We start from the raw sequence: 12369 nt of genomic DNA, 5'->3' as shown, positions 1-12369 counted from the left end.
TTCAGCTTCACGCGCCCATAAACCGATGCAACAGACCGGGACGCCAATCGTTCGGCTCGTCCCCGCCACCGAGGATCGACCACCATGTTCGCCCGCCTGACCCTGAAGACCGCCGCCGCCGCCACCGCCCTCGCGGCCGCCGGCGCCCTGCTGGTCCCGACCGCGGCTTCGGCCCAGGCCTACAGCTATCAGGGCGCGCAGAACTACGGCTCGGGCGCCTACAGCCCGCGCTATGACTACGATCAGTCGCGTTACGGCTATCAGGACGACCGGTACGGCGACCAGCGCTACGGTTATGACAGCTGCCGCTCCGACCGCAGCGGCCGCCAGGGCGGCGGCGTCGCCGTCGGCGCGACGCTCGGCGCTGTGGCCGGTTCGCAGCTGGCCGCCCGCGGTCGCCGCACCGAAGGCAGCATTCTGGGCGGCGTCCTCGGCGCCGTGGTCGGCGCAGCCGTCGGCGGCAGCTCGGCCCGCGACTGCGGCGATCAGGCCCGCTACGACTACCGGTACGACCAGTCGGGCTATGGCCAGCCGCGTTACGATGACCGGTCACGCTACGGCAGCCAGGCGCCGTACAGCGAAAGCTATGGCTATCAGTCGTACGACCGCGGCTATGACCGCGACTACGACCGCTCGTACCAGTCCGGCTATGGCCAGTCCGGTTACGGCCAGTCGGGTTATTCGCAGACCGGTTGCCGCACGGTCGAGGTCCGCAGCCGGACCTACGACGGTCGCTATGTCACCCGATACGAGCAGTCCTGCCCCGACCGCTACTGATCACGGAATTGCGTCGCCGGTTATTTTTCAGCCCCCCTGTCGATCGGCGACGTGACGGAGACCCCCGGTGGAGCAATCCACCGGGGGTTTTTCCTTGTGGGCGCTCTGGCGCTCGCCGCGCGACAGCTATCGCCGCGAAGCCCAGAGCAGGAATTCGACGTTGCCGTCGGCGCCGGTGATCGGGCTTTCCGTCGCGGCCTGCACGGACCAGCCCTGTTCCTCCATCCATGCGGAGACCGCGGTCAGCGCCGCCTGACGCGTGGCCGGGTCCTTGACCACGCCCTTCTTCGCCCCGCCCGGGACGGCCGCCTCGAACTGCGGCTTGACCAGGGTGATCAGATCGGCCCCGGGCCCGGCGAGCGCGAGCGCCGCCGGCAGCACCTTGGCCAGGCCGATGAAGCTGGCGTCGCAGACGATCAGCTGCGGCGCATCGGGAATCAGACCGGGCGTCAGGTGGCGGGCGTCGGTATGTTCGAGGTTGATCACCCGGGGGTCGGCCGCGACGCGCGGGTGCAGCTGGCCCGAACCGACATCCACCGCATAGACCCGCCCTGCCCCGCGCTCGAGGCAGACCTCGGTGAAGCCGCCGGTCGAGGCCCCGACGTCCAGCACCGTCCGGCCCTCGACCGGGACCGGCCACAGGGTCAGGGCGTGATCCAGCTTCAGCGCCCCGCGCCCGACCCAGCGGTGGGCGTCGGCGTAGGTGACGACGGCGTCGTCCGCCACGGCCTGGGACGCGGCCCTGGCCGCCGCGCCGTCCACGGTGACCCCGCCGGCCTCAATGGCCGCCTTCGCCTTCGCCCGGCTCTCGGCCAGGCCGCGCGCGACCAGAAACTGGTCGAGCCGGACCCTGGTCACCCCACCGCGTCCAGCCGCGCCAGCGCCGCCTGCAGCTTGGCCTTGCCGGCTTCGGCCTCGGCCAGTTTCTCGCGCTGTTCGTCGACCACCTCCGGGGAGGCGCGCGACACGAAATTGGGATTGCCCAGCTTCTTGTTCACATGGCCGATGTCGCTGTCGAAGGCGGCGATTTCCTTGAGCAGGCGCGCCCGCTCCGCGGCCACGTCGATCAATCCGGCGAGGTCCAGCGCCCCGGTCGTCGCGCCGACCACGAAGCGGACGGCCTTGCCCGGCAACTGTCCGGCGTCCAGCGCGATCGACAGATCGACCCTCGCCAGCGAGGCGATCAGGTCGCGGTTTCCGCTGATCACAGCGAACTCGCCGGCGTCTCCGGCGTGGAGCATCAGCGGTGGACGCGCGCCCGGCGCGAGGTTCACCTCCGCCCGCAGTTGCCGGATCGTGGTGACGGTCTCGACCAGGAAGCCGATCTCGACCTCGGCGGCCGCATCGATGAAGGCGTCGGGCAGGTCCGGCCAGGCGGCCCCGATCAGGGTCGCCTCGCCGCGCGCCGCGCCCTCCCCGGCCAGCTTGTCCCACAGCTCCTCGGTGATGAAGGGCATGATCGGGTGCATCAGCTTCAGGGTCTGGTCCAGGGTCCAGGCCGTCATGGCCCGGGTCTCGGCCCTGGCCGCTTCATCGGCGCCCATGAACACCGGCTTGGCCAGCTCCAGATACCAGTCGCAGAAGACGTTCCAGACGAAGCGGTACAGGGCCGAGGCGGCGTCGTCGAAACGGCCGCCCTCGATGGCGGCGCTGACGGCGCGCTCGGCCTTCGTCAGCTCGCCGCGAATCCAGCGGTTGATGGTCTGGTCGACCGCCGCCGGGTCGAAGCCCTCGACGCGTCTCGCCTCATTCATCTGCGAGAAGCGCGCAGCGTTCCACAGCTTGGTGCCGAAGTTACGGTAGCCTTCAATGCGTTGCCGCGACAACTTGATGTCTCGCGTGCCCGACAGAATGGCCATGGTGAAGCGCAGCGGATCGGCGCCCAGCTCGTCGATGATGCCGAGGGGGTCGATCACGTTCCCCTTCGACTTGCTCATCTTCTGGCCCTTCTCGTCGCGGACCAGGCCGTTGATGATGACCCGCCGGAACGGAACCTCATCCATGAAGTGAAGACCCATCATCATCATCCGGGCGACCCAGAAGAAGATGATGTCCGCCGCCGTCACCAGATCGCTGGTCGGGTAGAAGCGCCGCAGGTCCTCGGTCTTCTCCGGCCAGCCCATGGTCGAGAACGGCCACAGGGCCGAGCTGAACCAGGTGTCGAGCACGTCCTCGTCCTGGGACAGGGCGGTTTCGGCCCCGTAGTGGTTGCGCGCGGCGGCGCGGGCGTCGTCCTCGTTCTCCTCGACGAAGATGGTCCCGTCCGGCCCGTACCAGGCCGGGATGCGATGGCCCCACCACAGCTGGCGCGAGATGCACCACGGCTCGATGTTGCGCAGCCACTCGAAATAGATCTTCTCGTAGCTCTTCGGCTCGAAGACAGTGTCGCCCTGCTCCACCGCCTTGATGGCCGGCTGGGCCAGGGTATGGGCGTCGACGTACCACTGGTCCGTCAGCCACGGCTCGATGACGACGCCCGAGCGGTCGCCGTGCGGGATCACGTGGCGGGTCTTCTCGATCTCCTTCAGCCAGCCGTCTTCCTCGGCGCGGGCGACGATGGCCTTGCGCGCGGCGAAGCGGTCCATCCCCTCGTAGTCGGCGGGCACATCCGGCGTGTCGGCGGCGGTGATGCGGCCGAAGGCGTCCATGACGTTCAGCGCCGCCAGCCCGGCCCGCTTGCCGACCTGGAAGTCATTGAAGTCGTGCGCCGGGGTGATCTTAACCGCGCCCGAGCCCTTGGTCGGATCGGCGTAGTCGTCGGCGACGATGGGAATGCGGCGGCCGACGATCGGCAGGGTCACGAACTTGCCGACCAGCCCCGCATAGCGCGCGTCGTCCGGATGCACGGCCACGCCGGTGTCGCCCAGCATCGTCTCGGGCCGGGTGGTGGCGACCACGATATAGTCGCGGGTCTCCCATTCCGCAGGCTGGCCGTCGCCGTCCCAGGCGACCGGGTGCTCATAGGTCACGCCGTCGGCCAGCGGATAGGCGAAATGCCAGTAGGAGCCGTCCATCTCGCGCTGCTCGACCTCGAGGTCCGAGATCGCCGTCTGGAAATGCGGGTCCCAGTTGACCAGCCGCTTGTCGCGATAGATCAGACCGTCCCGGTGCAGCTGGACGAAGACCTTGCGCACCGCCGCGTTCATGGCCGGATCGAGCGTGAACCGCTCCCGGCTCCAGTCGCAGCTGGCGCCCAGCCGGCGCAGCTGCTGGACGATGGTTCCGCCGCTATCGGCCTTCCACTCCCACACCTTGGCCACGAAGGCGTCCCGGCCCATGTCGCGGCGGCCGACATTGCCCGCCGCGGCCAGCTGGCGCTCGACCACCATCTGGGTGGCGATGCCGGCGTGGTCGGTGCCGGGCAGCCACAGCACCGCCTTGCCCTTCATCCGGTGATAGCGGGCCAGGATGTCCTGCAGGGTGTTGTTCAGGGCGTGGCCGATGTGCAGCGAACCGGTCACGTTCGGCGGCGGGATGACGATCGAATAGGCCTCGGCCGCGCCGTCGGTCTTCGGGGCGAACAGGCCGCTGTCCTCCCACATCGCATAGAGGCGCGGTTCGGCGGCGGTCGGATCGAAGGTCTTGTCGAGCATGGGAGGGTCTTACAGGCAAAAAGCGAAAGGGCGGCCCCGACTGGAGCCGCCCCGGAATGATCTAGCCTTGATCAGGTCGCAGGTGAAGTCAGCCGGCCGTGCGGGCGATGCGTTCGACTTCCTTGCGTACCTGGGCCTCGACGATGGCCGGCAGATTGGCGTCCAGCCATTCCTTCAGCATCGGCCGCAGCAGGCCGCGCACCATCTCGTCGATGGTCGGTCCCGAGGGGAACGACACGTCGGCCGGCTCGGGCTTCTTCAGGGTCGAGGCGAAACCGGCGAAGGCGGAAGCGGCGCTGGCCGCTGCGCTGTCGCCGACCAGGCTGTCATAGGATGTCGTGGGCACGGACGGATGCTCCGGGGTATGAACCTCGGCCGGAGTCTCGAACACGGATTCGCTGACCGGGGCGCTGGGGAAGGGCTCGGGCTCGTCGGCCGTGGACACGTCCAGATCGCCGATGCTTTCGACGGCGGGCGCCTCATAGGCCTCGGTCAGCTCCAGCACGTCCTCTTCCGGGGAGTCAGCCTCCTGCCTCGACGGCGTCTCGTCCATCAGGGCGGGGGACGACTCGGGTTCGGCGTCCGCGGCGGGTTCGACCTCGGCGCCGGGCGCGGCGGCGGCCGTCGCCGTCTCGGCGGGCGCATCGTCCTCGGAGATGATCCGGCGGATCGAGGCCAGGATTTCCTCCATCGTCGGTTCCTGGGCGGCGGTCTGGTCGGTCATGTCGAAACCCCGGGGGCGAATGGCGGCGCGAGGTCGGCGAGCCGCCCCACACGGCTGTCGTCGCATCTCAGCCCGGCGGAATCAACGGGCGTTTTTCGCCTGACCGGTTAACCCGCCCGACCGCAAGTCGCGCCACAGGCGATCAGTCGCGCGGGGCGGTCTGGACGATCTCGGACTTCAGCTGGGCGTCGATCGGCGCGTCCACGGCGTCGTTCGCCGGCGTGACCGGCGGCGCGGCGATTCGGTCGATGGCCTCGATCACGCCGTCCCATGGCAGGGCGCCGCGGTTGCGCACGCGATTGTAGTTGGCCGCCGGGTCATAGACCGCGATCGACGCGTCCAGATCCTGACCTTCCAGCCGGCCCATGGCGGCCAGCAGATTGGCCTGGGCCACATATTCGTTGCGGCGCGCGCTGGCCAGGGTGACCTCGGCGTTGCGCAGCTCCAGCTCCTGGTTCAGCACGTCCAGGGTGGTGCGCAGGCCGACCTGGGCCTCCTGGCGCACGCCCTCGGCGGCCACGGTGGCGGCGCGGACCGCCTCCTGCCCCGCCGTCAGGGTCGAGCGCGCCGACAACGACTGGGCATAGGCCGAGCTGACCGACTGCAGGGTGTTGCGGCGCTCGCCCTCGACGTTGATCTGGGCGACGTTGGCGCGTTCCAGCGCCTGGGCCACGCGCGAGCTGTTCAGCCCGCCCGTGAACAGGGGCACCGAGATGGTCGCCCCGGCCTGGAAGCTGGTGTTGTCGACGATATCTCCGGGCCGTCCGACATCATTGGTCGATCCGCCATAGGACGCCGTCAGCCGGGCCGAAGGCATGTATTCCGCCCTGGCGGCGGCGACATTGGCCTCGGCCGCCCGCAGATTGTAGCCGGCGGCCCGGATGCCCGGATTGTCCTGCAGGGCGACGTCCAGGGCGGCGTCGAAATCGGCCGGCAGGTTGGGCAGAACCGGCATCGGGGCCAGATCGCCGGGCGACTGGCCGACCACGGCGGCATAGGCGGCGCGCGAGACGGACAGCTGGGCCTGGGCGTTGGCCAGGTCGGCCTCGGACTGGGCCAGACGCGCCTCGGACTGGGCCACGTCGGTGCGCGTGATCTCGCCGACCTCGAACCGGGCCGAGGCCTCGTCCAGCTGGCGCTGCAGCACGCCGAGGTTCGATTGGCGGATGCGCAGGATCTCGCTGTCGCGGATCACGTCCGCATAGGCCTGGATGACCGAGGTCAGGACGGTCTGTTCAATGTCGCGAAGGTTTTCGCGCCCGGCCAGGATGTTGGCCTCGGCCGCGCTGATGCCGTGGCCGATGCGGCCGCCGGACCAGATCGTCTGCGACAGGCCGAGGCTGGCCCCGGCGCTGGTGCTGTCGCTGTTGGAGGCGGGAATGTTGACGGTGGTGTCGGGGATGCCGTCGCCGTTGGTGTCGATCTCGCGGGCGCCGCCGGCGCTGTCGGTGAAGGAATAGCCGGCGTTGGCGCTGACATCGAGCTGGGGCCGCAGGCCGGCGCGGGCCTGGACGATCGATTCGTCCAGCGCCCGCTGGCTGGCGCGCTGGGCCAGAAGCGAGGGATTGGTCTGATAGGCCAGGGCCAGGGCTTCCTTCAACGTCTCTGCCCACGCCGGGGCGGAGACGCCGGAGAGGATGGCGATGGCGGCCACCGAGGCAAGCGCGCGCGAACGTTTCAGCATTGTGGTCCTGGCCCCTGGGCGCGGGGGAAGCACGCCCTTTGTCTGCATAGGTCTGATGCGGGACGGTTTACGCCCGCGCCAGTTAAGTTTTTTTCACGCGAAGGTTCGCCTTTTCCCGTCGCTCCGCCGGCTACAGGGCGAAGGCGACCTCCGGAGCCAGATCCGACAGCACCGGCGGGGCCGAGTTGAACAACTCACGGCGCGAAACGCCCTGCTCGCCGCGGACATACAGCACCGCCTTGCCGACCGGCCCGTTGCGCTCCACGACCGCCATCCGGCCGCCGACTTTCAGCGCCGCCAGCCAGGCTTCGGGCCGTCCGGGAACCGCCGCCTCGGAAATGATCAGTTCATAGCCCTCGCCCGAAGGGGCCGACAGCGGCGCGACCACGGTCGCGACGCCCTCTTCCGCCAGGACGGGACCCGTGACCCCGAACACTGCGGCGTCGGCTTCCTGGGCGGTCACGGTCAGACCCAGACGCGCCAGCACCGCCGCGGCATAGGGCGCCGCGATGGCCAGGGCGACCTCGCCGGCCTTCGCATCCAGCGCCATCAGCAGCTTGGACAGGTCGCGGGCCATCATCAGCCGGCGCCCGCCCGCGATCTCGGGCTCGATCTCGGCATAGGCAGACCAGGCCCGCTCCTGCGGCAGGAAACGTTCCCGCGGCACGGCGAGCAGCGCGGCCTGCAGCGCCCGGTCGGTGACGTCGTTCACGCGGACCTGGCTGTCGACCATGACCTTGCGGGCGGCGGCGAAATCCATGGGACGACAATCCTGCGGCTGGAGGCGCCCGGCGACAGGCCGGGAAATCTGGCGCGCTTATAGGTCTGTGCGTTGCGGGCGACAATCCGATCTGATAGCGAACGCCCCTCGCGATGGCGAGGTCGTCCCCCGATCGTTTGCGGGACGGCCCAGGGCCTGATGGCGGAGTGGTTACGCAGAGGACTGCAAATCCTTGCACCCGAGTTCGATTCTCGGTCAGGCCTCCATCGCGATTTTCGACAGAACCTGGACGGCTCCCCCAGAGCCTAGACCGGTGCGGTGATCCAGCCGATGACGCTGGCCGCGCTGACGCCGGCCGTGACGATGGCCACCGCCAGCGCGAGGCGCGCATTGCGGTGGATGAAGACGAAAACGCCGCCAAACATGATGAAACCCTCCCCGGACGCCGCCACAGCGACACAAGCGTGGCTGTTCATCAAGGTGTACAATGCGTTAATCGCAATTCCGTGATCGTTTCACGCCTGTCGGGTGAAATGGTGAAGGGCAATTCCACTGGCGACCGAAACGTTCAGGGAATCGAAGCCGCCTGACATCGGAATTCCGACAGCTCGGCAGCGCGCGATGATCTCCTGCGGCAGGCCGGGACCTTCGGGGCCGAGAATCAGCGCCACCCGCCCCTCGCGCGGCATGCGATGCAGCGGCGTCTCGGCGCCGGGCGTCAGGGCCACGGCGGTGAAGCCGGCCCGCCCCAGGCCGTCGAGCATGGCGGACGGATCCAGCCCCATGACCATCGGCGTCCGCAGCACGGCCCCGACCGACACGCGAATGGCCTTGCGGTAGAAGGGATCGCAGCAGGTCCGGTCCAGCAGGACCGCGCCGGCCCCGAAGGCCGCGGCGTTGCGGAACAGGCCGCCCATGTTGTCGTGATTGCCGATCCCGCACGCCGCGACCACCACGGCGTCCGGGCCCAGCGGCGCGAGGCAGTCTTCCAGCGTCGCCGGCCCGGGCTTGCGTCCCAGCGCCAGGATGCCGCGATGCAGGTGAAAACCGGCGATGGCGTCGAGAATCGGCTGGTCGGCGACATAGACGGGCGCGGCCGCGTCCACGCGGGCGATCACGCCGGCCAGCCCTTCGGCCCGTTTTTGATCCAGCAACAGCGCGACCGGGCGGCACCGGGATTGCGGCGAGGTCAGCACGTTCAGCACCACTTCGCCCTCGGCCACGAACAGGCCCTGCCTGCCTGTCAGGTCGCGTTCCCGGATATCGCGGAAGCCCGCGATGCGCGGATCGTCGGGGTGGTCGATGCGGATCACGGCCAAGATCGGATATTTCCCGTTGCGTCAGTCTGACTCGCGCTGCTATAGCGCCCGCCTTCCCGAGAGGAAGTGTTCCGCGGTAGCTCAGTGGTAGAGCAGCCGACTGTTAATCGGCTGGTCGTAGGTTCGAATCCTACCCGCGGAGCCACTCTTTCCCACCACAGCGTCAGACCGAAAAAAAGCCCGACGCGAGCGCCGGGCTGAAGAAGTTCGGTGATGGTGGGTGTCCTCGAAGAAGGAAGACACCCTTCCGTTGAAGCGAATTGGTTAATCAGGCGTAAACCCGCTTCAGACGGCGTCGGGCAGCCAGGTCGACTGCCGCGCGCCGGCCGCCCCGGTCCAGGCGATCCGCCAGCCCCGCCCGGACCGCTCGACCCGCGGCGACGGCCCCGCCGCGGCCTCCCCCGGCCAGGCGAAACGGCCGCCCCCGGCCTGGATTTCGTCAGGGCCGTCCGAGGGCCGCAGCATCAGGCTCCAGCGGCCCTCTCCGTCAGGCGTGACGCGCACGGATTCGCCGGCGGCCTGCACCACGACGGGCGCGGTTCCCGAAGTCCGGCCGGACGCCAGCCGCATGCGGCCGTCGCTGTCGACCGCGCCCAGGGCCGGAGCCTGGTCCAGGCGCCGGGTCGGTCCGCCGATCCGCAGGATCGCGATCGGCCCGCGCCCGCCGGCCACGATCAGCAGTCGGTCCGGCGAGGGGGCCGCGTCCTGGCCGATCTGGGTCTCCGGCCGCAACCACAGATCGCCCGCCGGCGCCGTCATGCGAATCTCGAACCGGCCGCGCGCGTCCGCCGCCGCCGCATAGGCGGCCCCCGGAGCGCTGCGCAGCACGACACGCGCGCCCGGCTCGGCCTCGCCCGTGAAGATCAGGCTGGCCGCGGTCCTCTGCACGGACAGGATCGCCGGCGGGCGGGTCCATCCCGCGACCGCGGCGTTCCCGGCCTCGGTTCGGGGCGCCGCCGCGGGCGGGGCGCACGCCGCCGCCAGGGCGCCCAGAAGCGCCGCCGTTCCCGCCTTGCCGAACATGGCCCGTTTCATCGCGTCCATCCGACCGCTAGGAGTATCTCCCCAGATAGCGCGCCCCGGGGGCCGCTGTCTTCCATCCGTTCCCGAGGCCCCATGTCTTCCCCTGTCTCCATCCAGCCTTTCGACGGAAATTCCGTCTGCCTGTTCTGCGGTTCCTCGGACGCGTCCGATCCAGCCTATACCGAGGCGGCGCGGGCGTTCGGCGAACAGACGGCCCGGGCCGGGTGGCGGCTGGTCTATGGCGGGGGCGGCGTCGGCCTGATGGGCGCCTCGGCGCGCGGAGCGCACGCGGCCGGAGGGCGCGTGCTGGGCGTCATGCCCGGCTTCCTGCGCAGCCGCGAGCGGCTGTTCGACGAGGTGGAGACCATCGTCGTGCCGTCGATGCATGAGCGCAAGACCATCATGTACGACCAGTCGGACGCCTTCGTGGTCGCGCCGGGCGGGGTCGGCACCTTGGAAGAGGCCATCGAAGTGCTGTCGTGGAAGCGGCTCGACCTTCATTCGAAGCCGGTCATTTTCCTGAATCTCAAGGGCTTCTGGGAACCTCTTCTGGCCATGATGGAACATAGCATCGAGTCCGGCATGACCCCCGCCAGCTTCCGCCAGGCGTGGGTCGTCTGCGACACGGTCGAGGCCGCGATCGAGGCCATGAAGGCCGCGGACGCCATGCCGCACTTGAAACATGATCAGCGTTAAGTAATCACTGGTCAGATAGCCAGTGTCCGTGCGTCTCTTTTGGCAACGCGCCTTGACAGTTTCGTATAAAAACGGACATTGGCGCTGCGGAGACGATGGTCGTTTCCGCCTGTCCGGAGACCTCCCCATGCGTGCTCTGCTTATCGCCGCGGCCCTGTTCGTCGCCGCCCCCGCCGTCGCCCAGGCTCCGGCCTCGAGCGCCGTCCTGACCGATGCGTCGAAGGCCCCCGCCTCGGCCACCATTATCGACGGCGCCTCCTGGCGCTGCACCGGCGGCTCCTGCACGGCCAGCGGCGGCGCCAACCAGCCCGCCCCGCGCGCCTGCCGCCGCGTCGTGGCCCGTTTCGGCGCGGTGTCGTCGTTCAGCTACAAGGGCGTCGCCCTGTCGGCCGAGCAACTGGCCGCCTGCAACGCCTGAATTGAGTTGAAACCGGCGAGGCGGCTCAGGCCGTCTCGCCGTTCAGCCGTTTGACGATCCGCTCGCGGCCGATCATGGGCGCGAGCGTCGCCATGTCCGGGCCATGCGCCTGGCCCGTGATCATCAGGCGCAGGGGCATGAACAGCGCCTTGCCCTTGGCCCCCGTGGCCTCCTTCACCGCCGCCGTCCAGACCGGCCACAGCGTCTCGTCGATGGTTTCCGGCAGGGCCGCCAGGGCGGCCTTGGCGAAGGCTGAGTCCTCGATCATCGGCGTGATCGGACCTCTAACCATCTTCGCCATTTCAATGACATCGGCGAACTTCTGAAGGTTGCCGCGCACGCCGTTCCAGAAGACTTCGCCGAGATCGGCGTCCAGCGCCGTCAGCCGGGGCCGCGCGACCGCATACGGCATCGCGTGCAGGGCCTGGGCGTTCAGCCGGTCCAGATCGGCCGTGTCATAACGCGCCGGCGACCGGCCCATCTTGGCGAAGGCGAAGCTGGCGCCGAGGGCGTCGATGGACTCCCCCACCTCCAGCGGATCGCTGGTGCCAATGCGGCCCAGATGGCTGGTGATGGCGATCGGCTCATAGCCCTGGTCGCGCATCTCGGCGATCGAGAGCGAGCCCAGCCGCTTCGACAGCGCCTGCCCGTCCTCGCCGACCAGCAGGGGCATGTGGGCGAAGGCCGGGACCGGTCCGCCCAGCGCCTCGAAGATCTCGATCTGGGCGCCGGTGTTGGTGACGTGGTCCTCGCCGCGGATCACGTGGGTGATAGCCATGTCGATGTCGTCGACGACCGACGGCAGGGTGTAGAGGAACAGGCCATCCTCGCGGATCAGCACCGGATCCGACATCGACGCCGTGTCCACTTCGGCATGGCCGCGCGACAGGTCTTCCCAGGCCACGCGCCGGCCGTCGAGTTTGAACCGCCAGTGCGGCTTGCGCCCCTCGGCCTCGTAGGCCGCCTTTTCGGCGTCGGTCAGCGCCAGGGCGGCGCGGTCGTAGATCGGCGGCAGGCCGCGCGACAGCTGCACCTTGCGGCGGCGGTCCAGCTCTTCCGACGTGTCGTAGCAAGCGTACAGCCGCCCGGCGGCCTTCAGCCGCGCGGCGGCCTCTTCATAGCGATCGAACCGCTTCGACTGGTTGTGACGCTCGTCCCAGACCAGACCCAGCCAGGTCAGGTCGTCCTCGATGCCCTGTTCGAACTCGGGCGTGGACCGCGCCAGGTCGGTGTCGTCGATGCGCAGGACAAAGCTGCCGCCCTGCCCCTTGGCGAACATCCAGTTGACGAGGGCGGTGCGGACATTGCCGACGTGCAGCTTACCCGTCGGCGACGGGGCGAAACGGACCTTGACGGACATGCGATAGACCTTGGAAACGCGGGGCGCACAGGTCGCCCTCGCGGCCCATCAAGT

General features: G+C 69.3%; 11 protein-coding genes and 2 tRNA genes. 5 read left to right on the top strand and 8 right to left on the bottom strand.

Annotation, left to right across the window (positions count from 1 at the left end; translation table 11 throughout):
* Nucleotides 1–84: 84 nt before the first annotated feature.
* Nucleotides 85–777: a hypothetical protein gene (locus ASD59_RS07455; RefSeq protein WP_055830391.1), complete on the top strand. Its 693-nt coding sequence runs from the start codon at nucleotides 85–87 to the stop codon at nucleotides 775–777.
* Nucleotides 778–903: 126 nt separating this feature from the next.
* Here ASD59_RS07455 and ASD59_RS07450 read toward each other — a convergent pair whose 3' ends face one another.
* From ASD59_RS07450 to ASD59_RS07430, 5 genes are all read right to left on the bottom strand, one after another.
* On the bottom strand, nucleotides 904–1635 hold the full coding sequence (locus ASD59_RS07450; protein ID WP_055830389.1) for a TlyA family RNA methyltransferase: 732 nt from the start codon (nucleotides 1633–1635) through the stop codon (nucleotides 904–906).
* Nucleotides 1632–4370: a valine--tRNA ligase gene (locus ASD59_RS07445; protein ID WP_055830387.1), complete on the bottom strand. Its 2739-nt coding sequence runs from the start codon at nucleotides 4368–4370 to the stop codon at nucleotides 1632–1634. Before ASD59_RS07445 ends, ASD59_RS07450 begins: the two co-directional genes overlap by 4 nt.
* Nucleotides 4371–4458: 88 nt before the next feature.
* Complete coding sequence (locus tag ASD59_RS07440) at nucleotides 4459–5094, bottom strand: DUF2497 domain-containing protein (protein WP_055830384.1); 636 nt, start codon at nucleotides 5092–5094, stop codon at nucleotides 4459–4461.
* 142 nt (nucleotides 5095–5236) lie between these two features.
* Nucleotides 5237–6778 carry a TolC family outer membrane protein gene (locus tag ASD59_RS07435; protein WP_055830382.1) on the bottom strand — a complete coding sequence of 514 codons (1542 nt, stop codon included), beginning with the start codon at nucleotides 6776–6778 and terminating at the stop codon, nucleotides 5237–5239.
* A 130-nt stretch (nucleotides 6779–6908) separates the two neighbouring features.
* Nucleotides 6909–7538, bottom strand: coding sequence for a protein-L-isoaspartate O-methyltransferase family protein (locus ASD59_RS07430; protein ID WP_055830380.1), 630 nt, complete (start codon nucleotides 7536–7538; stop codon nucleotides 6909–6911).
* 153 nt (nucleotides 7539–7691) lie between these two features.
* On the opposite strand from ASD59_RS07430, the gene ASD59_RS07425 reads away from it, so the two are divergent.
* Nucleotides 7692–7765 (top strand) — tRNA-Cys (locus ASD59_RS07425).
* Between the two features lie 249 nt (nucleotides 7766–8014).
* On the opposite strand, the gene ASD59_RS07420 is transcribed toward ASD59_RS07425, so the two are convergent.
* Entirely contained in the window at nucleotides 8015–8818 is an 804-nt protein-coding gene (locus ASD59_RS07420; RefSeq protein WP_055830378.1) for a TrmH family RNA methyltransferase, read from the bottom strand.
* Between the two features lie 70 nt (nucleotides 8819–8888).
* On the opposite strand from ASD59_RS07420, the gene ASD59_RS07415 reads away from it, so the two are divergent.
* A tRNA-Asn gene (locus ASD59_RS07415) sits at nucleotides 8889–8963 on the top strand.
* Between the two features lie 140 nt (nucleotides 8964–9103).
* Here ASD59_RS07415 and ASD59_RS07410 read toward each other — a convergent pair.
* Complete coding sequence (locus tag ASD59_RS07410) at nucleotides 9104–9853, bottom strand: hypothetical protein (protein ID WP_156376967.1); 750 nt, start codon at nucleotides 9851–9853, stop codon at nucleotides 9104–9106.
* 81 nt (nucleotides 9854–9934) lie between these two features.
* On the opposite strand from ASD59_RS07410, the gene ASD59_RS07405 reads away from it, so the two are divergent.
* Nucleotides 9935–10537, top strand: coding sequence for a TIGR00730 family Rossman fold protein (locus ASD59_RS07405; protein WP_055830374.1), 603 nt, complete (start codon nucleotides 9935–9937; stop codon nucleotides 10535–10537).
* Nucleotides 10538–10664: 127 nt separating this feature from the next.
* Nucleotides 10665–10955, top strand: a complete 291-nt coding sequence (locus tag ASD59_RS07400) for a CC_3452 family protein (protein WP_055830372.1) — start codon at nucleotides 10665–10667, stop codon at nucleotides 10953–10955.
* 25 nt (nucleotides 10956–10980) lie between these two features.
* Here the strand turns inward: ASD59_RS07400 and gltX are convergent, their stop codons facing one another.
* The gene (gltX, locus tag ASD59_RS07395; protein WP_055830370.1) at nucleotides 10981–12315 is read right to left on the bottom strand and encodes a glutamate--tRNA ligase; all 1335 of its coding nucleotides are present in this window, start codon (nucleotides 12313–12315) and stop codon (nucleotides 10981–10983) included.
* Nucleotides 12316–12369: the final 54 nt, after the last annotated feature.

The sequence above is a fragment of the Brevundimonas sp. Root608 genome (assembly GCF_001427825.1).
Lineage (GTDB): Bacteria > Pseudomonadota > Alphaproteobacteria > Caulobacterales > Caulobacteraceae > Brevundimonas.
Note: the sequence above shows the minus strand (reverse complement) of the source record. Positions and strands in the feature narration are given on the sequence as shown.

Coding starts and splice junctions, on each gene's coding strand:
- ASD59_RS07430 (WP_055830380.1), bottom strand. CDS start 7,538: ATGGATTTCGCCGCCGCCCGCAAGGTCATGGTCGACAGCCAGGTCCGC.
- ASD59_RS07405 (WP_055830374.1), top strand. CDS start 9,935: ATGTCTTCCCCTGTCTCCATCCAGCCTTTCGACGGAAATTCCGTCTGC.
- ASD59_RS07410 (WP_156376967.1), bottom strand. CDS start 9,853: ATGAAACGGGCCATGTTCGGCAAGGCGGGAACGGCGGCGCTTCTGGGC.
- ASD59_RS07435 (WP_055830382.1), bottom strand. CDS start 6,778: ATGCTGAAACGTTCGCGCGCGCTTGCCTCGGTGGCCGCCATCGCCATC.
- ASD59_RS07455 (WP_055830391.1), top strand. CDS start 85: ATGTTCGCCCGCCTGACCCTGAAGACCGCCGCCGCCGCCACCGCCCTC.
- ASD59_RS07440 (WP_055830384.1), bottom strand. CDS start 5,094: ATGACCGACCAGACCGCCGCCCAGGAACCGACGATGGAGGAAATCCTG.
- ASD59_RS07445 (WP_055830387.1), bottom strand. CDS start 4,370: ATGCTCGACAAGACCTTCGATCCGACCGCCGCCGAACCGCGCCTCTAT.
- gltX (WP_055830370.1), bottom strand. CDS start 12,315: ATGTCCGTCAAGGTCCGTTTCGCCCCGTCGCCGACGGGTAAGCTGCAC.
- ASD59_RS07400 (WP_055830372.1), top strand. CDS start 10,665: ATGCGTGCTCTGCTTATCGCCGCGGCCCTGTTCGTCGCCGCCCCCGCC.